Source organism: Novosphingobium sp. Sphag1I (assembly GCF_056279125.1).
On the sequence record NZ_JBWBQS010000005.1, the window covers coordinates 258,841 to 277,886 of the forward strand.

Consider the following 19,046-nt stretch of genomic DNA (forward strand, 5'->3'; position numbering starts at 1 on the left):
CGCAGGATGAAAAAACCAGCTCTGGCCCTCTGTCTCACAATCGCGCTTGGCGCGTGCGGGGGGGAAAAAAAGGCCCAGCCCCCCGTCAGCCTGTCGGCCACCGATGGCGTTTTGGTTAACAGCGGCCGCCTTGTCCTGCCTGCGGTCAAAGGCAATCCGGCGGCGGCCTATTTCACCGTCTCCAATCAGAGCGGCGCTGTCGCCACGCTGACCGGGGTTGAGGTGGCCCATGCGGGCAAGGCGGAAATGCATGTGACGCAGGACGGCATTATGGAGGCCGTGCCCAAGCTGGACATTGGATCGGGGCAAAGCGTCGCATTCGGGCCGGGCGGCAAACATGCGATGGTCTTTGGCGTTTCGCCCGAATTGCAACCGGGCGGCACAACCGATGTCACGCTGGTCTTTTCCGATGGGCGCAAGATCACCTCGACGCTGAAAATCGAAAGCCCCGGCATGGTTGGCGACATGGCGGGCATGGATCATTCCAAGATGTAAACGCGAAAAGGGCCGCCAGCCAATCCGGCTAGCGGCCCTTTTCCTGCGCGCGCCGTCGTATCAGCGGCAGCGCACGCGGTATTCGCGGCCATAGCGGTCGGTACGATAGCATCCGCCATCCTTGCGAACGGTCGAACCGGCCACGCCGCCCGCCGCCGCACCGATGGCCGCGCCCGTTGCCACGTCGCCGCCGGCAACCCCGGCCACAACCGCGCCTACACCGGCACCGGCCAAAGCGCCTTCACCGCCATAATTGCTGGCACAGCCGCCCGTCATCATCAGGGCGCCCACCACAATCGACATCATCATTGCCTTGCGCATACATGCCTCCTTTCCTCGTTACTCAGGGAAAGGACTGAGGCGGAGGAATGTTCCATCCGCCCCGCGCAAGAGATGCCTATTCCGGCTTCTTGGCCACGGCCACCATGGCCGGACGCAGCAGGCGATCCTTGATCGTATAGCCATGCTGAAGCACCTGGATCACGGTGCCCGGTTCGGCATCATGGGGCACTTCGATCATGGCCTGATGCTGATTGGGGTCCAGCGGAAGGCCCTGCGCGGCAACCTTCTGGATGCCATGCTGACCAAACACTTTGTCCAATTCGCGGCCCGTCGCCTCGATCCCGGCCAGCAGAGCCTTCAACCGCTCATCCTCGCGCAGGTCGGCGGGAATGGCGTCGAGCGCGCGCGACAGGTTATCGGCCACGCTCAAAATATCGCGGGCAAAGGACGTGCTGGCATAAGCGCGCGCGTCGGCGATGTCCTTTTCCAGACGGCGACGCACATTCTGCGTGTCGGCGCGGGCGTAAAGGACGTCGTTACGAGCCGCTTCCAGATCATTTTCGAGTTGAGCGATGCGCGTTGCCAGATCGTCACCGGCTTCGTTCTGCCCCTGCGTAGTTTCTTCCGTCATTTTTCCGATTATTCCAGTTTCAACCGATCAACTTGCCCAACGACTGGGCCGTGAAATCCACCATGGGGACGAGACGCGCATAATTCAACCGCGTCGGCCCGATTACCCCCACAACACCAATGACCCGCCCATCGCGATCTCTATAGGGAGATGCAATAACCGATGAGCCGGAAAGTGCAAAAAGCCGGTTCTCGCTGCCTATAAAGATGCGCGTGGCGTCGCCTTCTTTGGCGCGGTCCAGCAATTCGGCCACCGATTGTTTGTTTTCCAGATCGTCCAGCAAAGATCGCACCCGGTCCAGATCGGACAGCGCCGCCTCGTCCAACAGATTGGCCTGTCCACGCACAATCAAAACGGGACGGTTGGCCGCATCCTCGCTCCATACGGCAAGGCCGCGCTGGACCAGATCGGCGCTGGCCGCGTCCAAAGCGCTGCGCCCGCTGGTGATTTCGACCTGCATCGCGCGGGCCGCTTCGCCCAAGGTCCGCCCGCCCAGATGGGCCGTGATGTAATTCGACGCCGCCTCCAGCGCCCCCGCCCCGATGCTTTCGGGCAGGGCCAGAATGCGGTTTTCGATCCCGCCATCCTCACCCACCAGAATCGCCAGAGCGCGCCCCGGCGACAGGGGGACAAGGTTCATCTGGATCAGGCGCGGCTCGCGCTGGGGCACCATGACCACGCCCGCACAGGCCGACATGTCCGACAGCGCCGCGCTGGTTGCGGCCAGAGCCGCCTCGATCGGGCCGGGTTGATGGAGCGAGCGCTCAATCGCGGCGCGTTCCTCAAGGCTGGGTTCGCGCACCTGCATCATGCCATCGACAAACAGGCGCAGCCCCTGCTCGGTCGGCATCCGGCCGGCGCTGGTGTGCGGGTGCGACAGAAGCCCCAACCCTTCAAGATCGGCCAGAACGCTGCGGATCGAGGCGGGCGAAAGGTTAAGCGCCCCGCCCCCGGCCAGCGTCTTGGACCCGACCGGCTGGCCGGAATGCAGATAAGCCTCGACCACTTGCCGAAACACTTCGCGCGCGCGCCCGGTAATCTCCGGAAACGAGAGGACAGAGGCGGGATTTTGAGCCATTGGCATCTTATTGGGCGGCACGCCTTTGCAAATCAAGGGCCACGTCGTCAAATCCTTGCCCCGCCCCGCGCAAACCGTTAGGGCCGCGACACGTTTAATTGAAAGGCTCCCCATGCGTCCTTCTGGTCGCGCGCCCGATGAAATGCGCGCCATCGAAATCGTCACCAATTTCACCAAACATGCCGAAGGCAGCGTGCTGGTATGCTTTGGCGACACCAAGGTTCTGGTCACCGCCAGCGTGGAAGAGCGCGTGCCGCCGTTCCTGCGCGGCAAGGGCGAAGGTTGGGTGACGGCCGAATATTCGATGCTGCCCCGCGCCACCCACACCCGCGGCAGCCGCGAAGCCGCCAAGGGCAAGCAGTCGGGCCGCACGCAGGAAATTCAGCGCCTTATCGGCCGTTCCTTGCGCGCTGTCACCGATCTGAAAAAGCTGGGCGAACGTCAGATTACGCTGGATTGCGACGTCATTCAGGCCGACGGCGGCACCCGCACGGCCTCGATTTCGGGCGCTTGGATTGCGCTGCGTCTGGCGATCAACGGACTGATGGCCAAGGGCCTGATCACCGAAGATCCGCTGCCGCGCAAGGTGGCCGCCGTATCCTGCGGCATCGTCAATGGCACGCCGGTGCTCGACCTTGATTACATTGAGGATTCTGGCGCGGACGCCGACGCCAATTTCGTCCTGATCGAAGGCGGCCATATCGCCGAAGCGCAGGCCACCGCCGAAGGCGCGACCTATGACGAGGAAGGCCTGCTGCGCCTGCTGCGTCTGGCCCGCATCGGTTGCGACCGCATCTTTGCCGCACAGGACAAGGCTGTAGGGGCTTAAACCTAACGCCGCTTAATTAACCATGGAACCTGCCGTTCTATGGAGAAATATCCGCCTAAGGACAGGGCCAATGAGCAGACTTTCCGGCAAGATCGTGATCGCCACGCATAATTTGGGCAAATTGGCCGAGATGCAGCGCATGTTGGCCCCCTATGGGCTGGAATGCGTGTCGGCGGGCGAACTCGGGCTTCAGGAACCGGAGGAAGTTGGCACGACCTTTATCGAAAACGCGCTGATCAAGGCGCGTTTTGCGGCGGTGGAAAGCGGCCTTCCCGCGCTGGCCGATGATTCGGGCCTCTGTGTACAGGCGCTGGGCGGCAGGCCCGGCGTCTATACCGCCGACTGGGCCGAGCGCCACTGGTACGAAGGCCCCGAAGGCCGCGACTGGTTTATGGCCATGGGTAAGGTCGAAGGGCTTTTGTGCGAACACGGCCCCGACGTTGGCCGCGCCGCGCATTTTGCCTGCGTCCTTGCCTTGGCATGGCCCGATGGGGTCGACGCCGTTTACGAAGGCCGCGTCGACGGCACGATGACATGGCCCCCGCGCGGGCGCCTTGGCTTTGGCTTCGACCCCGTATTCATCCCACGTGGGTACCAGCAAACCTTTGCCGAAATCCCCCCCGCCGACAAAGCCAAAATCAGCCACCGTGCGGATGCTTTCCGCAAATTGGTGGCCGATCAGTTTGGGTGAGGTTTTTCTTCGGGGTTAAGAATGCCTCCGGCGGGCAAAGGGCGGGGGCCCTTTGCAATCCCGGTACTGTATGCGTTGCGGGTTGAACGCGGCGTGGTGTTTGGGGGCGGCGTATAAGGTTTTGATAGCCGCTGCGCGGCGGGGAATGGCCGGAATGTAGGGAGAGCGAATATTTGCTATTCGGCCTTTGTTACGGCAATCGATGAACATGTCGCGCCTCAGCCTTATTTTGACAGCCTTGTCCACGGCGTTATCATTAAGCTCATCAGCATCGGCAGGGCATGCCGCGAGCAACACTATGGCCCCTGCACATTGTGAAAAACCAGTAAATTGGCATAACGCCCGCTTTCCCGTGCCAGAACCCGGTTATTACATTCCAATCGCGGTCCGCAATCGGTCCTATATCCTGATGCGTCGGGTAGAAGTTAATGAAGGCAAGATGCGAAACCATTTGCGACGCATTAGACAAGAATTGAGCGCACCACTGCCAATCTTCCTTCTGTCGGAACCTGGGTTGGCTTGCAGCACCTTTATCAATGCATCGCAGATTGTAAGTTCGGCATATCAGTGTGACAGACAGCGTCCTTGCATCTGGGGGTACGAGCTTGGAGAAATGGCTCGTCCAAGCAACGTTCCTGCACCGCCCCACTCAGATGGACGACGTCTCGGTCACTGATGGGCAACATTGCAAAGGGCCCCCGCCCTTTGCCCGCCGGAGGCATCGACTCTCAAAACCTTACGGCACCCTCTGTCCAAAGATATTCCCCGCAGGCCAATAGCGACACACCAGCACGTCATCACGCCGCGCCCGCGCGATGGCGCAACCCACCCGTCGCGTGCCTCGCCAAACGATCTGGGTGTAATGGGCGACATTGTGCCAATTGCCGTCGCGGGTGACATAGGGGAATGTGCCGGGCTGAAAGTCTTCGCGCTCGGCGATGAACTGGCCGATCATGGCGTCGATGGAAAAGGCGCCCGCAGTGCCCATGAACAGGTTTTCGCCCGCCCTCTTGCGCCTTGCCGCCGGGGCGTGGTCGAACTTGCCGGTGCGCGCCAGTTCCTGCGCCCAATCGAGTGCGCCACGCGCCAAAGCTTCATCCCAAACCAAGGGAGCCTCGCCATACTTGCCCCGCTCACGATTATGCGCGGCCAGAGCGCGGGCCGCGATGGCAGGCGGCATCACCGGATTGACCGGCCCATAAAGCGCCACGGGCGTAATAGTGGGCTGCGCCGCAACCGGCGTCGACAACAGGCAACAGAGGACAAAAGCATAGCGCATAGTGGGCAAGGCTTGACATCCAAGCCTTAAACCCGCGTGAAGAAAGCATGGCGCGCGCACTTTATATCCACTGGCCCTTCTGTCTCAAGAAATGCCCCTATTGCGACTTTAACAGCCACGTGCGTGACGGGGTTGACCATGATTTGTGGCAACGTTCGCTCCTGACCGACCTGCGCCGCGAGGCGGAAATGGCGGGCGGCGAGGCATTGGAGAGCATCTTCTTTGGCGGCGGCACGCCCAGCCTGATGCCCCCTGCCCTTGTAGCCGCGCTTCTGGCCGAGGCGGAAAATCTGTGGGGTTTTGCACCCGGGATCGAGATCACGCTGGAGGCCAATCCGTCGAGCGTCGAGGCCGCCAATTTCGCCGCTCTGGCCAGTGCCGGGGTCAACCGCGTGTCGCTGGGGGTTCAGGCGCTGGACGATGATGCCTTGCGCTTTCTGGGCCGCCTGCATGGCGTGGACGAGGCTTTGGCCGCGTTAAATGTCGCGCAAAACCATTTCGACCGCGTCAGCTTCGACCTCATCTATGCCCGCCCCGATCAAACGGCGGAAGACTGGGAGGCCGAACTCAACCGCGCCCTGTCCTTGGGCACCGATCACCTCTCGCTCTATCAATTGACGATCGAGGAAGGGACGCGCTTTGCCACGCTGGTGCGCGAGGGCGCCTTTGCCCCGCTGGAGGATGACCCGGCCGCCGACCTGTTCGCCATGACCCGCGCGATCACCGCCGCCGCCGGCATGCCCGCCTATGAAGTGTCCAACCATGCTAGGCCGGGGCAGGAAAGCCGACACAACCTGACCTATTGGCGATACCGCGATTATGCCGGGATCGGGCCGGGGGCACATGGGCGACGCGGCGGTCATGATGGCCACCAATTTGCCACGACGCGCCACAAAAAGCCCGAAAACTGGCTTTCCGCCATTGAGCGGCGCAGCGATGGTATTCAGGAAGAACGCCTGCTGACCATCTCCGAACAAGGGGCCGAGGCGGTGCTGATGGGCCTGCGCCTTGCCGAAGGGCTGGATGTGTCGGCGCTCTCGACGCGGCTGGGTCTGGCGCAGGATGATCTGATTGATGCGGACAAGTTGGCGCTGTTCATCCGCCAAGGCTTGATGTGGCAGGATGGCCCCCGTGTCGGCGCGAGCGAGGCGGGGATGCTGGTCCTCAACGCGCTGATCGCCGAGGTTACGCCCGACGGGCTTGGCGGATGAATGAAGCCGCCGCATTTCTGACGGCCCGCGCCGATGTTCTGGCGGCGTGGCACGCGCATCTGACCGATGCAAGGCGGCGCAGTCCGCATACCGTGCGCGCCTATATGGCGACGGCGGGGCGGTTGATGGATGCGCTGGAGGCTTACGACTGGGCCGCGCTGGCCCGGATCGAACCGGGCGGATTGCGGCATTTTCTGGCCCAAAGACGCGAGGATGGGATCGCCAATATCTCGGTCGCGCGCGAATTGTCGGCGGCGCGCAGCTTCCTGAGCTTTGCGCGTGAAAAGGCCGGATTGGTCAAACCCGCCCCTCCCCGCCTGCGTGGCCCCCGGATCAAACGTGGCATCCCCCGCCCGATCACGCCCGATGAGGCGACTGATCTGGCCGATCTGGTCGCGGTCAATGCGCGTGAGGATTGGCAGGGGTTGCGCGACCGGGCGGTGCTGCTGCTGCTTTATGGCGCGGGATTGCGCATTGCTGAGGCATTGTCGCTGACCGGGGCGGACTGGCCGATGGGCGACCGGCTGACCGTCACCGGCAAGCGCAACAAGCAGCGCGTGATCGCCATCCTGCCCGCCGTGCGCGAGGCGATTGCGACCTATCTCCAAGCCTGCCCCTATCCGGTCGAACGAAACAAGGCGCTGTTTCGCACAGGAAAAGGCGCCCCCCTCTATCAGTCCGCCGTCCAGAAAGCGGTGGCCCATGCACGCGGCATGCTGGGCCTGCCCGATACGGCAACGCCCCATGCGCTGCGTCATTCCTTTGCCACGCACCTGTTGGGCGCAGGCGCAGATTTGCGCTCGATTCAGGAATTGCTGGGTCACGCCAGCCTGTCATCGACGCAGGTCTATACCAGGGTGGATGCGGCGGTGCTGCTGGACGCCTATCGCAACGCGCATCCCAGAGCCGAAGATTAAACGGGCCGAGGATTAACGCGCGAACAATCGGTCGATCCGCGGACGCAGCCAGCCGATCACCGGCACCTCGACCCAGCGATAGACGGCCACCGACAGAGCGATTGCGACAAGGCTGACCACCCCCGCCCATGGCACCCATGGCATCGCGCCATCACCCAGCCAATCCTGTACCGCCAATCCGCCATGCACCACCGGCAGATGAACCAGATAAAGCGCAAAAGAAGCATCACCCAAGAGCACCAGCCAGCCTTGCCGGGACAGCCAGCCCGACAAAGCCCCGCCCCCCGCGCCAAAGGCCCAGATGAACAGCGCCATCAGCGGAAGATAAGCCAGTTGCATCCGCCACACATCGGGCACGCCCAGCAACGGATAGGCCACCATCGCGCCCAGCAACAAAGCCAGCGCCAGCCATTCCACCGTCGTCCCGCCACGTTTGGGCAGGCGATAGATCAGCATCCCCACCATAAAATCGAGCAACCGCGTCACCGGGCTGATATAGGTCAGCCAATGGGTCAGGGTCGGCTCCTCGCCCACAATGACCGCGCCATGGCCCGATATAATCCGCCACAGAACCACGCCCATATTGACCGCCAGCAACCCCGCCGCCAGCAACCCCAACCGCCGCACCGACAACAAAGCCAGACCTGCAAAACAGGCATAGAAAAACGCCTCGTCCGACAGGCTCCAGCTCGGTTCATTGATGGTGAAATACCAATCGGCACGGGGCACCCAAGCCTGAAGCAGCAGCAGATTGACCGCCACCTTGGACCATCCCTCCTGCCCCAGCGCCATCACCGCCAGCGGTACGCCCACCAGCCAATGCAGCGGCAGGATGCGCGCAAGCCGCAGCACCAGATAATGCCTCAGCCCAATCCGCCGCTCTGCCAGCCGACGCTGATAGGTATGGGCAAGGATATAGCCCGAGAGCATGAAGAAGAAGGACACGCCCGCGTACCCCTCGTGAAAGAGGGTTTGCGCGAGCGGTTGCAACGCATTGGGATATTCGGCCAGCGGCCATAAATGCGAGGCCAGCACCGCCAGCGCCGCGAAAAACCGCAGCGCTGTCAGTTGGTCGAGACGTTTCATGCGTCTTGGGGCATCAGGCGGCTGTCATCTCCGCATGGCGACGCTCGATCGCCGCCCAGATCAGCGCGCCGGTGTCGCTATTGTTGAAGCGGTCGATGGCGACAATCCCGGTAGGCGAAGTCACGTTGATTTCGGTCAGCCATTGCCCGCCGATCACATCGATGCCGACAAACACCAACCCGCGTGCGCGCAGTTCCGGGCCAAGCACGCGGCAGATTTCCGCCTCACGCTCGGTCAGATCGGTCGCCTCGGCGCTGCCGCCCACGGCAAGGTTGGAGCGGAACTCGCCCTCGCCTGGCTTGCGGTTGATCGCGCCGGCCACCTCGCCATCGACCAGAACGATGCGCTTATCTCCCTTGGACACGTCGGGCAGGAAGGGCTGCACCATGAAGGGCTCCTTCCACATCTGGGTGAAGACCTCGATCAAGGCGCCCAGATTGTCGCCGCTGGCGGGCACGCGGAACACCGCCTTACCGCCATTGCCGTGCAGAGGCTTGATGACCAGATCGCCGCCGAAACCGCGTTCCACCATCCGCTTTTGGAAATCGCGCACATCCTCAATCCGGCGCGCCACCAGCGTCGGTGGCATGAATTGCGCGTAATCCAGCACGAAGACCTTTTCGGGCGCATTGCGCACCTGTTCCGGGTCATTGACGACCAGCGTCGTGCCTTTCAGCTTTTCAAGGATATGCGCGCCGGTGATATAGCCAAGGTCGAAGGGCGGATCCTGACGCATCAGCACCACGTCAATGTCGGCGCCAAGGTCGATATTGGCAAAGTCGCCCAGCGTGAAATGCGATTCGCCCGCCTCCGGACGCCGGACCGTCACCGGCGCGGCCCATGCCGAGACGCGCCCCTTTCCGTCCGCCGTCGATTCCCACGCCAGCGTGCCGACATCGTAATACCACAGCGTATGCCCCCGCGCCTGTGCGGACAGCATCAGGGCAAAGGTGGAATCGCCCGCAACATTGATCGAGTGCAACGGGTCCATCTGGACAGCAATACGAAGGGACATCAGCAAAAACCTCAAGCGCCGCCGGAGGGCGGCAGACCGAATGACACCGATCAGATCGGCATCCATGCGTTGGGGATGTGGCGCACCATCGCGCCGGGCGCAAGCAACAGAATATCTACCCGCATGTCATCCCCAGCTTTCATGTAGCCCGGAGCGAGCAATTCGGCCGCCCGCGCCACGCGGGTCAGGCGGCGCTGATCGATGGCGAAATCGAGATCGGCCTCGCGGGCGCGCCATTTGACCTCGACAAATACGACAAGGCGCGGCTGGCGGGCAATAATGTCCACCTCGCCGCGCGGGGTTTTGACCCGCTGGGCCAGAATTTCAAACCCATGTTCGCGCAGCCAGCCGCAGGCCAGATCCTCGCCATGACGACCGCGCGCCTCGGCGGTCATGCGGTCGGCCTCGCGCCTCCAGTTCATTTCAGAGTGAGCGCCAGAGCGTAAAGCGCCTTTCGGTCCAGCCCGGTCGCCTTGGCGACGGCGGCGGCGGCCTGACTGGGTTTCAAATCCCGCAATTCGGCGCGCAGCAACCTTTCGGCATCCTCCATACTGGCGGCCTCTGCGACAGGCGGGCCGACCATCAGAACGATTTCCCCACGCGGCGGATTGGCGGTGTAATATTCGATCAGTTCATCGGGCGTGCCGCTCCGGCATTCCTCGAACATCTTGGTCAATTCGCGCGCCACCGCCACTTCGCGCCGGGGCAAAACCTTGGCAATCGCGGCCAAAGCATCGGTCAGGCGCGGCGAGGTTTCGTAAAACACCAAAGTCGAAGGCACGACCGCCAATTCGGCCAGCGCATGTTCACGCGCCTTTTCCTTGGACGGCAAAAACCCGGCAAACAGGAATTTATCCGAAGGCAAGCCCGACAGGGTAATCCCGACAATCGCCGCACTGGGTCCGGGCAAGGACGTGACCGCAATCCCCCTTTCCCGACATTCGCGCACCAGACGATAGCCCGGATCGGACACCAGCGGCGTCCCCGCATCCGACACCAGCGCCACGGCCTGATCCGCCATCATCGAAAGCAAGCCTTCACGAGAGCGTTCGTCGGCATGGTCATCATACCGGATCAACCGCTGTTTGATGTCCAGATGCTGCAACAATTTGCCGGTAACCCGCGTATCTTCACAGGCCACCGCCGCCACGCCTCGCAATGTCTCGATCGCACGCAGAGTGATGTCGCGGAGATTGCCAATTGGCGTGGCGACAATATACAGGCCGGGAGAGAGATTTTGTTCCATAGGTCAGCTTCATAGAGGGCGGACCGGGGCAAGCCAACAGGACAAACAGGAAGTGGAACAGCCGATGGCCCCCGTAAACCGCACGCTTTGGCGCAAGGGATTGGTTTTGGGCGCAACCGCGCTGCTTTCGGCCTGCGCGGTCGTGCCCAAGGCGCCGCTGGAAAGCCCCAATGTGCCCCCGCCCCCCACGGCTCACCTGCCCACGGACGAAGGGCGCCATCGCATCGCCCTGCTGGTGCCCTTGTCGGGTCCCGGCAGCGCCTTGGGTCAGGCGATGGAAAATGCCACGACCATGGCCTTGCTGGACACCAATGCGACCAAGATCCGTATCACCACCTACGACACTTCGCTGGGCGCGCCGGCGGCGGCGGCAAAGGCGCTGGCCGATGGCAACCGTCTGATTTTGGGGCCTATGCTGGGCGAGGATGCTCTGGCCGTGGCGCAAACGGCGCGGGCGGGCCATGTGCCGGTGATTTCCTATACGGGCGATGCGGGCGTTGCGGGCAATGACGTCTTTGTCATGGGCACCATCCCGGCCCAGTCCATTTCGCGCGTCGTCAAATATGCACGCGGGCAAGGCGTCACGCGCTTTGCCGCGCTGATGCCTTTGGGCAATTATGGCGAGCGCGCGGGCAGTGCGACGATTGCCGCCGTGCGCGCCGCCGGGGGCACGCTGGTGGGCATGGAAAGCTATGACCGGACCAAGGGTTCGCTGACGGCGGCGGTGCGCCGGTTGAAGGGGCGCGGGATATTCGATGCCGTGGTGATCGGCGACACGGCGGCCATGGCGGCGCAGGCGGCCCCTTTGCTGAAAGTCGCCGCGCCCAATCTGCGCATTCTGGGCAATGAATTGTGGGCGGGCGAAGCCATTGTCGCGCGTACCCCGGCGTTGAACGGCGCATGGTTTGCCGCGCTTTCGGATCAACGCTTTGGCCGCTTTACCGAAAGCTATAAGGCGCGCTTTAATCAGGCGCCCTATCGCGCCGCGACGCTGGGCTATGACAGCGTGCTTTTGACCTTGCGCATCGCGCGCGACTGGGCACCGGGCACGCCATTCCCGACGGCGCATATGCTGGACCGGGGCGGTTTCCTCGGCCTTGACGGCATTTTCCGGTTCAACACCAATCAGGTCATCGAGCGCGCATTGGAAGTGCGTGAGGCGCGCGGCGGCGCGGTCAATGTCATCAACCCCGCGCCGGTCAAATTCGATAACTGATTCAGCGTATATCTGAACCGGGGATTTAACGGTCCCCGGCGCTTGCTTTCAGGCGTCGGCGCGGTCTAGGCTGTCGTCCATGTCGGACGATCTGTTTGAAACCCCACGCGGCCCCACGGGCGAGGCTTATGACGGCTCGGCGATCGAGGTGCTCGAAGGGCTTGAGCCTGTGCGCCGCCGACCGGGCATGTATATTGGCGGCACCGACGAACGCGCGCTGCACCACCTTGTTGCCGAAGTGTTGGACAATGCGATGGACGAAGCCGTCGCGGGCCATGCCAACCGGATCGAGGTGTATCTTGAGGAAGCCCCCGGCAGCGCGGGCCGCGTCACCATCGTCGATAATGGTCGCGGCATCCCGGTGGACGAACACCCCAAGTTTCCCGGCAAGAGCGCGCTGGAGGTTATCCTCTCGACGCTGCATTCGGGCGGCAAGTTTTCGGGCAAGGCCTATGCCACCAGCGGCGGCCTGCACGGCGTGGGGATCAGCGTGGTCAACGCGCTTTCCACGCTGACCCGCGTTGAGGTTGCGCGGAACAAGGAATTGTTCGCACAGGAATTTTCCAAAGGCGTCACGCTTGGCCCCATTCAAAAGATCGGCGCGGCGCCCAACCGGCGCGGTACGTCGGTGCAATTCACGCCCGACCCGGAAATCTTTGGCGCCGATGCGCGCTTCAAGCCTGCGCGCCTGTTCAAGCTGGTGCGGTCCAAGGCCTATTTGTTTGCGGGCGTGGAAATCCGCTGGAAATGCGCGCCATCTCTGGCCAGCGAAGATGTGCCCGCCGAGGCGACGTTCCAGTTTCCCGGCGGTTTGGCCGATCATCTGGCCGAACAGATCGCCACGCGCGAATGCGTGACCGCCGCGCCCTTTTCGGGGACGCAGGATTTCCCCGGCGACATGAATGGCCGCGTCGAATGGGCGATTGCATGGCCGCTGTGGTCCGAAGGCGCCTATTCCTATTACTGCAACACCATCCCCACGCCCGACGGCGGCACTCATGAACAGGGCATGCGCGCGGCGCTGACCAAGGGCATTCGCGCCTTTGGCGAATTGGTGGGCAATAAAAAGGCCAAGGACATTGCGCCTGAAGACGTGGTCGTAGGCTGTGAGGCGATGCTATCTGTCTTTATCCGCGACCCGCAGTTTCAGAGCCAGACCAAGGACCGTCTGACCAGCCCCGAGGCGGCGCGCATGGTGGAAAACGCCATCCGCGACCATTTCGACCATTTCCTGACCGACAATATGGATCGCGGCAAAGCGTTGCTGGGCCATGTGATGGAGCGGATGGACGAGCGTTTGCGCCGCAAGGCCGAGCGCGAGGTCAAGCGCAAGACCGCCACCAATGCGCGCAAGCTGCGCCTGCCCGGCAAGTTGACCGATTGCAGCGGCGAAGGCGAAGGCGAAACCGAACTCTTCATCGTCGAAGGCGATTCGGCAGGCGGCAGCGCGAAACAGGCCCGCGACCGCAAAACGCAGGCCATCCTGCCCATTCGCGGCAAAATCCTGAACGTGGCCAGCGCCAGCATGGACAAGATCCGCGGCAATCAGGAAATCGCCGATCTGGCGCTGGCCATGGGTTGCGGGATGCGCAAGGATTGCAACCCGGACCTGTTGCGTTACGATCGCATCATCATCATGACCGACGCTGACGTCGACGGGGCGCATATCGCCACGCTGTTGATGACCTTCTTCTTTCAGGAAATGCCCGATGTGGTGCGTAAAGGGCACCTCTATCTGGCCCAGCCGCCGCTCTATCGCCTGACGGCGGGCAAAGAGAGCGCCTATGCCCGTGATGATGCCCATCGCGAGGAGTTGGAGCGCACCAAATTCAAGGGCAAGAAGGTCGAAGTTGGACGGTTCAAGGGCCTTGGCGAAATGAACCCCCAGCAATTGCGCGAAACCACGATGGACCCGGCCAAGCGCAGCCTTGTGCGCATCACCCTGCCCCAGGAATATGAGGACCGGGCGCAGGTAAAGGATCTGGTCGACCGCCTGATGGGCCGCAACCCGGAACATCGCTTTCACTTTATCCAAAACCGCGCCGCCGATATCGACCCGGACATGATCGACGCATAATGGCGACCAAGGCCCATTTCGAGGTGCTGGACGGGTTGCGCGGTGTGGCCGCGTTGCTGGTTCTGGTGTTCCATATCAGCGAGATCCTGTCCAAGGGCGTGATGGCGGACAACTGGCTGCCCCATGGCGCGCTGGCGGTGGATTTCTTCTTTGCGCTTTCGGGCTTTGTCATCGCCCATGCCTATGACCGGCGCATGGCCGAGGGGCTGGGTTTTGGCGGTTTCATGCTGCGGCGTTTCTTGCGCCTGCACCCCATCGTGCCGCTGGCGACACTGATCGGCGCGCTGGCGTGGGTGTTTGCGCCCTTTCATCAGTCCCCTCATCCTGTCGATGGACGGTTCTGGACGGCGGTGGTAATGGGGCTGGTCTTGCTGCCCTATCCCACACTGGCGGACCGGGCGGAGGATACCCATTCGCTCGACGGGCCGACATGGACGCTGTTTCAGGAATATATCGGCTCGGTGGCCTATGGGCTGGTCCTGCATCGCCTCAGCCCCCGCGTTCTGGCATGGCTGCTGATCCCGTCGGGCGGACTGCTGGCATGGGGCGCGGTGGCCTATGGTAATCTCTCGGTCGGTTGGGGGTGGAGCCATTGGTGGATGGCCGAGGCCAGGTTGGCGTTTCCCTTTATCTTCGGGATTCTGCTGCGGCGTATTCTGCACCGATTGACGCCTTTGCGGATGAGCTTTGGCGGATTGGCCATCATGATGGCGGTGGCGTTTGCCGCGGGCGTGCCGGGGGGCAAACCGGGCTGGGCCAATGGGCTGCTTGAATTTGCCTATGTCGCCTTGCTCTTCCCGCTCATCATCCTGATGGGCGCGCATTCGCGCATGAGCGCGGGGACGCGCAAGATCGCCAAGGCGCTGGGCCGCCTGTCTTACCCATTGTATATTATCCATTATCCCTTCATCTATTGGTACTGGGATTTGGCACTTGATCCGCGTCCGCATGATCTGATGATCTGGGCGCCGGTGCTTTATGCCGGATCGATTGCATTGGGTTGGGCGGCGCTGCGGCTTTGGGATGAACCCTTGCGGCGCTGGGCCACGGCCCGTTGGATTGCCAAGGAGAATTGAGATGACGCATACAGGACAATGCCTGTGCGGCGCGGTGAAGCTGGAACTGGAGGGCGACCCCATCGCCGCACGCATGTGCTGGTGCCATGACTGTCAAAGGCTGGCCAGTGGATCGGCGACGGTCAACGCGCTGTTCGCGCCGGAAAATGTGACGGTGACGGGGCCGATAACGCTGCACCACAAGGTGGCCGACAGCGGCAACACGGTCGAGCGCGCCTTTTGCACCACCTGCGGCAGCCATGTGTTCTCGCGGCCGCTGCTCGATCCGCCGGTGGCCTATCGCATCCGCGCCGGCGCGCTGGACAATCCCGAAATTGCCAAGCCCACCGGCATCATCTGGACGGCCAGCGCCCCTTCGTGGGCGGTGATGGACCCGGCCCTGCCGCAATTCCCCAAGGCGCCGCCGGCCTAAAGCTTCGCCGCCGGCCTGAAGCGTCGCCGCCAGCCTCAAGCAAGCGGCGCCCGTGGATATCAATCCTGCGGGCGCAGCTTTTCCATCGGGACTTCGGCAAACATCTTCTGCACCGCCGGGCGTGCGTTGATCTGGGCGATCCAGCGCGAGAGATGCGGCGCGTCATTGGGATTGACCAGTTCGGGGAAGCTGTAATTCATGCCATTGGCGATGGCGAAATTACAAATATCAGCCAGCGTGAACATGCCCCCGGCCAGCCATTCATTATCGGCCAGATGGTCATTGAGGCGCGTGACCGAAAAGGCGATCTTGCGCATTTCCTCGTCGAGCAGATCCTGCGGGAAACCTTCACGCGCGCGGCGCCATTTGACCTGCTGTTCAAAGACGGGGATGGCCTTGACCTTTTCCTCAAAGGCCTCATCGCTCATGCTCTTGACCATATTGCCGACATAGCGGTGCCAGCCGATGGTCGAAACGCACCAGCAGAAATATTCATCGACCCATTTCGTCCAGATCCGCATTTGCGCGCGGCCATAAGAATCGGCGGGGCGCAGCTTTACCTCACCGGGATGTTCATCCTCCAGATATTCGCAGATCACCGTGCTTTCGGTAATCACCTTGTCGCCATCGACCAGAGCGGGCACCTGACCACGCGGATTGATGGCCTTGAACCATTCCTGATGATGTTCAAAGATGGCCGGGTTCAGGCGGTGCCCTTCAAAAGGCGTGCCCTTTTCATAAAGGGTGAGCAGCGGCTTCATCGAATTGGCGGCGGGGCCGAAAGAATAGAGTTTGAGCATCGTATGGGCATCCTCTTGTGCTTTGCGCCGACCTTAAGGAATGTCAGTGTTGCATACAAGTGGTGGGAAAAATACCCGGCAGATTCAGCCTATCGGCCCCAGCCGTTTCGCCGCCATCCGCACGCGCATCGAAGCATTCGCCCCGCGCCCCGGATGGCGCACGTGGGTCTATGAATTCCTGCTCTTTGGGTTCAAGCAAGGCTGGGCCTGCCTGTTTGGCGGGCTGTTGCTGGCCCTGCTTTTGCTCACCCATCTGTTCTATCCGGCGCATGCGGCGCTGGCACGCTATGACATGCTGACACTGGCCGCGCTGGGGGTACAGGTGGCGATGCTGGCGCTGCGGCTGGAAAGCCGCGAGGAGGCGTGGGTGATCGCCGCCTTTCACATCGTCGGTACGGTGATGGAACTGTTCAAAACCGCGCAAGGATCATGGGTCTATCCCGAGGCGGGCTTTCTGCGGATCGGCAATGTGCCTTTGTTTTCCGGCTTCATGTATGCCGCGGTGGGCAGCTATATCGCCCGCGTCTGGCGCATCTTTGATTTCCGCTTCAGCCATTATCCCGATGGTCGGCTGACCGTGCTGGTGGCGGTGCTGATCTATGTGAATTTCTTTGCCCACCACTGGTTGCCCGACATTCGGCTGGGGCTGTTTGCGGCGATCGGTGTGCTGTTCTGGCGCACGCGAGTCTATTTTCGCAACTGGCGGGTGCATCGATGGATGCCGCTGCTGCTGGGCTGGTTTTTGGTGGCGGGCTTTATCTGGCTGGCGGAAAATATCGCCACCTTTGCCAATGCCTGGATCTATCCGGGCCAGCGCCATGGCTGGGTGATGGTTTGGCCATCGAAATTGGGCGCGTGGTATCTGTTGATGTATATTTCATTCGTGCTGGTGGCGCGGCTGCATCGCGCCGCGCCACCCACGGATCAGTAAAGCAGATGGGGCCGGATTTCCTCTGCCCAGCGCAATTCATCGGGCGTGGTGATCGCATCGAGATCGCCCGCGCATGACCCGGCATCATCCACCCATTCGCGCAAACCCGGCCCGCCGTTGATCACATCAATGGCAAGGCGGGTCAGCTCATACTCATAGGGGAAATCGCGCCACAGCGGATAATCGGGATAAAGCCGCCGGATCGCCTTGAAGGCCAGTGCCTGCAATCGCCATGGGCGGAAATGGGCGTGGTCATAGAACCCGCCTTCGGCATGGATCATCAAGGCGCTGCACAATTGGCCGACATGCTTGTGGAACGTAGGCGTAAACCAGCATTCGCGAAGAGCGCAGCCCGTCATCCATTGGGGCGCAAAGGCCTGCATTTCGGCCAGAACAGCCTTGGCATCCACATCGGGCGCGCCGAACAAGACCTCCAGAGGCCGCGTCGTCCCGCGCCCCTCGGACAGGTTGGTGCCCTCCAGCATCACCGCCCCGGCATAGGCCCGGGCCATGTTCAGGCTGGCCGCATTCGGGCTGGGGTTGATCCAGAGGCGTTCCTCGGGCCAGCCGAAACCGGCCAAACCAGCACGAGCAGGCGCATCAGGCAGCCAGCCCTCCATGGTGATGACGCGGTAATCGACGTCCAGCTTGTAATGGTCGATAAACCAACGCCCCATCTCGCCCAGCGTCAGGCCGTGGCGCATCGGCATCGGCCCCGCGCCGACAAAACTCTCCTGTCCGGGGATCAGCGTCAGCCCTTCGATGGGCCGTCCCGCCGGATTGGGCCGGTCCAGCACCCAGACCGATTTGCCCGTGCCCGATGCCGCCTCCAGCAGATAGAGCAACGTGGTGACGAAAGTGTAGATCCGGCAACCAAGATCCTGAAGATCGAACAGAAACACATCGGCCGTATCCATCATCGCCGGGGTCGGGCGGCGCACCTGACCATAAAGGCTGAACACCGGAATGCCGAGCGTGGGGTCGAACTCGTCCTCGGTCTCGACCATATTGTCCTGTTTGTCGCCCTTCAGCCCGTGCTGGGGGCCAAAGGCGCTGGTCAGTTTGATGTCGGGACATGCCGCCAGCGCGTCCAGACTATGCGTGAGGCCAGCGGTCAGCGACGCAGGATGCGCGACCAAAGAAACACGGCGTCCCGCCAGAGGCGCACGAAGCGAAGGATCAGCGAGCAGGCGATCAAGGCCGAAGTGAACAGTCATGGTGCCTCCGCTGCCGCAAGCTGGAGCGTGAAGCAAGAGCGCTTGTGAAAATCGGGCCGCCCCGGCCCATGAGCAAGCGCCCAATAGGATTTGTGACCGCCCGTTTCCTCGATCACCGCCGTCAGCCCCGCGCAATCGGCCCCGTCCAGAATGGCGCGGGCAAGGCGTACTTCGCAAACCGCCACATCGCTCGTCCGGGTCATGGCGATCATCGGGGCGATGGGCATATCGGAATCATGCCCGCCCTCGCGATAATCGGCAAAACCATAGGCGGCCCAGCGCGATGAGGGCGAGAAGTTGAACTCGCGATAAGTGCTTTCCACCAATCCCACAAAGAGTTCAAAGCAGGTCGCCTTCCAAAGGTCGTCATGACGATCCGGCGCCGCGGGCGCGGGCAGCACCAGTCCCCCCGCCCCGCCAACCCGATAGGTCAGCACCAGCCACTCCCCGCGCGCTTCCCAATCCACGCTGACGGATTTCACCCCCACGGCGGGCGTTTGCGGATGACAGATCAGCGAGAAAGTTCCCAAATCCAATTCTCCATGCTAGGCGGCGCG

At 62.4% G+C, this 19,046-nt stretch carries 21 protein-coding genes; 10 read left to right on the forward strand and 11 right to left on the reverse strand.

Annotated elements, in window-relative coordinates:
* Nucleotides 1-6: 6 nt before the first annotated feature.
* Nucleotides 7-495 (forward strand): copper chaperone PCu(A)C, encoded by a 489-nt coding sequence (locus tag ACZ9HU_RS07990; protein WP_476104142.1) that lies wholly within the window; start codon nt 7-9, stop codon nt 493-495.
* A gap of 60 nt (nt 496-555) precedes the next feature.
* On the opposite strand, the gene ACZ9HU_RS07995 is transcribed toward ACZ9HU_RS07990, so the two are convergent.
* The 3 genes from ACZ9HU_RS07995 to hrcA all read right to left on the reverse strand — a co-directional run bounded on the left by ACZ9HU_RS07995 (nt 556) and on the right by hrcA (nt 2,486).
* Nucleotides 556-816: a hypothetical protein gene (locus ACZ9HU_RS07995; RefSeq protein ID WP_476104143.1), complete on the reverse strand. Its 261-nt coding sequence runs from the start codon at nt 814-816 to the stop codon at nt 556-558.
* Between the two features lie 76 nt (nt 817-892).
* Nucleotides 893-1,408 carry a nucleotide exchange factor GrpE gene (grpE, locus tag ACZ9HU_RS08000; RefSeq protein WP_476104144.1) on the reverse strand — a complete coding sequence of 172 codons (516 nt, stop codon included), beginning with the start codon at nt 1,406-1,408 and terminating at the stop codon, nt 893-895.
* Between the two features lie 19 nt (nt 1,409-1,427).
* Nucleotides 1,428-2,486 carry a heat-inducible transcriptional repressor HrcA gene (gene hrcA / locus ACZ9HU_RS08005; RefSeq protein WP_476104145.1) on the reverse strand — a complete coding sequence of 353 codons (1,059 nt, stop codon included), beginning with the start codon at nt 2,484-2,486 and terminating at the stop codon, nt 1,428-1,430.
* 112 nt (nt 2,487-2,598) lie between these two features.
* Between hrcA and rph the strand changes: the two genes are divergently transcribed.
* Nucleotides 2,599-3,315, forward strand: coding sequence for a ribonuclease PH (gene rph, locus ACZ9HU_RS08010; protein WP_476104146.1), 717 nt, complete (start codon nt 2,599-2,601; stop codon nt 3,313-3,315).
* 70 nt (nt 3,316-3,385) lie between these two features.
* Nucleotides 3,386-4,006 (forward strand): RdgB/HAM1 family non-canonical purine NTP pyrophosphatase, encoded by a 621-nt coding sequence (rdgB, locus tag ACZ9HU_RS08015; RefSeq protein WP_476104147.1) that lies wholly within the window; start codon nt 3,386-3,388, stop codon nt 4,004-4,006.
* Nucleotides 4,007-4,742: 736 nt separating this feature from the next.
* On the opposite strand, the gene ACZ9HU_RS08020 is transcribed toward rdgB, so the two are convergent.
* On the reverse strand, nt 4,743-5,255 hold the full coding sequence (locus ACZ9HU_RS08020) for a CAP domain-containing protein (protein ID WP_476104148.1): 513 nt from the start codon (nt 5,253-5,255) through the stop codon (nt 4,743-4,745).
* Between the two features lie 77 nt (nt 5,256-5,332).
* Between ACZ9HU_RS08020 and hemW the strand changes: the two genes are divergently transcribed.
* Together hemW and ACZ9HU_RS08030 are read left to right on the forward strand one after the other, a co-directional pair.
* On the forward strand, nt 5,333-6,496 hold the full coding sequence (gene hemW / locus ACZ9HU_RS08025; RefSeq protein ID WP_476104149.1) for a radical SAM family heme chaperone HemW: 1,164 nt from the start codon (nt 5,333-5,335) through the stop codon (nt 6,494-6,496).
* Nucleotides 6,493-7,413, forward strand: a complete 921-nt coding sequence (locus ACZ9HU_RS08030; protein WP_476104150.1) for a tyrosine recombinase XerC — start codon at nt 6,493-6,495, stop codon at nt 7,411-7,413. Before hemW ends, ACZ9HU_RS08030 begins: the two co-directional genes overlap by 4 nt.
* A 12-nt stretch (nt 7,414-7,425) precedes the next feature.
* Here the strand turns inward: ACZ9HU_RS08030 and ACZ9HU_RS08035 are convergent, their stop codons facing one another.
* Genes ACZ9HU_RS08035 through rsmI form a run of 4 tightly spaced genes read right to left on the reverse strand, consistent with a single transcriptional unit; the run spans nt 7,426 to nt 10,760 of the window.
* Complete coding sequence (locus ACZ9HU_RS08035; RefSeq protein WP_476104151.1) at nt 7,426-8,499, reverse strand: acyltransferase family protein; 1,074 nt, start codon at nt 8,497-8,499, stop codon at nt 7,426-7,428.
* Between the two features lie 13 nt (nt 8,500-8,512).
* Nucleotides 8,513-9,514 (reverse strand): glutathione synthase, encoded by a 1,002-nt coding sequence (gene gshB / locus ACZ9HU_RS08040; protein WP_476104152.1) that lies wholly within the window; start codon nt 9,512-9,514, stop codon nt 8,513-8,515.
* Nucleotides 9,515-9,564: 50 nt separating this feature from the next.
* The gene (locus ACZ9HU_RS08045; protein WP_476104153.1) at nt 9,565-9,936 is read right to left on the reverse strand and encodes a YraN family protein; all 372 of its coding nucleotides are present in this window, start codon (nt 9,934-9,936) and stop codon (nt 9,565-9,567) included.
* Nucleotides 9,933-10,760: a 16S rRNA (cytidine(1402)-2'-O)-methyltransferase gene (rsmI, locus tag ACZ9HU_RS08050; protein WP_476104154.1), complete on the reverse strand. Its 828-nt coding sequence runs from the start codon at nt 10,758-10,760 to the stop codon at nt 9,933-9,935. The genes ACZ9HU_RS08045 and rsmI overlap by 4 nt, the downstream gene beginning before the upstream one ends.
* A gap of 64 nt (nt 10,761-10,824) precedes the next feature.
* Here rsmI and ACZ9HU_RS08055 point away from each other — a divergent pair, with 64 nt between their 5' ends.
* From ACZ9HU_RS08055 to ACZ9HU_RS08070, 4 genes are all read left to right on the forward strand, one after another.
* On the forward strand, nt 10,825-11,976 hold the full coding sequence (locus ACZ9HU_RS08055; protein WP_476104155.1) for a penicillin-binding protein activator: 1,152 nt from the start codon (nt 10,825-10,827) through the stop codon (nt 11,974-11,976).
* 79 nt (nt 11,977-12,055) lie between these two features.
* Nucleotides 12,056-14,053: a DNA topoisomerase IV subunit B gene (gene parE, locus ACZ9HU_RS08060; RefSeq protein WP_476104156.1), complete on the forward strand. Its 1,998-nt coding sequence runs from the start codon at nt 12,056-12,058 to the stop codon at nt 14,051-14,053.
* Nucleotides 14,053-15,129 (forward strand): acyltransferase family protein, encoded by a 1,077-nt coding sequence (locus tag ACZ9HU_RS08065; protein WP_476104157.1) that lies wholly within the window; start codon nt 14,053-14,055, stop codon nt 15,127-15,129. The genes parE and ACZ9HU_RS08065 overlap by 1 nt, the downstream gene beginning before the upstream one ends.
* Before the next feature lies 1 nt (nt 15,130).
* On the forward strand, nt 15,131-15,541 hold the full coding sequence (locus tag ACZ9HU_RS08070; RefSeq protein WP_476104158.1) for a GFA family protein: 411 nt from the start codon (nt 15,131-15,133) through the stop codon (nt 15,539-15,541).
* A gap of 59 nt (nt 15,542-15,600) precedes the next feature.
* On the opposite strand, the gene ACZ9HU_RS08075 is transcribed toward ACZ9HU_RS08070, so the two are convergent.
* Complete coding sequence (locus ACZ9HU_RS08075; RefSeq protein ID WP_476104159.1) at nt 15,601-16,341, reverse strand: glutathione S-transferase family protein; 741 nt, start codon at nt 16,339-16,341, stop codon at nt 15,601-15,603.
* Nucleotides 16,342-16,387: 46 nt separating this feature from the next.
* On the opposite strand from ACZ9HU_RS08075, the gene ACZ9HU_RS08080 reads away from it, so the two are divergent.
* Nucleotides 16,388-17,272 carry a DUF817 domain-containing protein gene (locus tag ACZ9HU_RS08080; RefSeq protein WP_476104160.1) on the forward strand — a complete coding sequence of 295 codons (885 nt, stop codon included), beginning with the start codon at nt 16,388-16,390 and terminating at the stop codon, nt 17,270-17,272.
* Here the strand turns inward: ACZ9HU_RS08080 and ACZ9HU_RS08085 are convergent.
* Nucleotides 17,266-18,489, reverse strand: coding sequence for an exo-beta-N-acetylmuramidase NamZ family protein (locus ACZ9HU_RS08085; protein WP_476104161.1), 1,224 nt, complete (start codon nt 18,487-18,489; stop codon nt 17,266-17,268). The genes ACZ9HU_RS08080 and ACZ9HU_RS08085 overlap by 7 nt on opposite strands.
* Nucleotides 18,486-19,025 carry a DOMON-like domain-containing protein gene (locus ACZ9HU_RS08090; protein ID WP_476104162.1) on the reverse strand — a complete coding sequence of 180 codons (540 nt, stop codon included), beginning with the start codon at nt 19,023-19,025 and terminating at the stop codon, nt 18,486-18,488. Before ACZ9HU_RS08090 ends, ACZ9HU_RS08085 begins: the two co-directional genes overlap by 4 nt.
* Between the last annotated feature and the right edge of the window lie 21 nt (nt 19,026-19,046).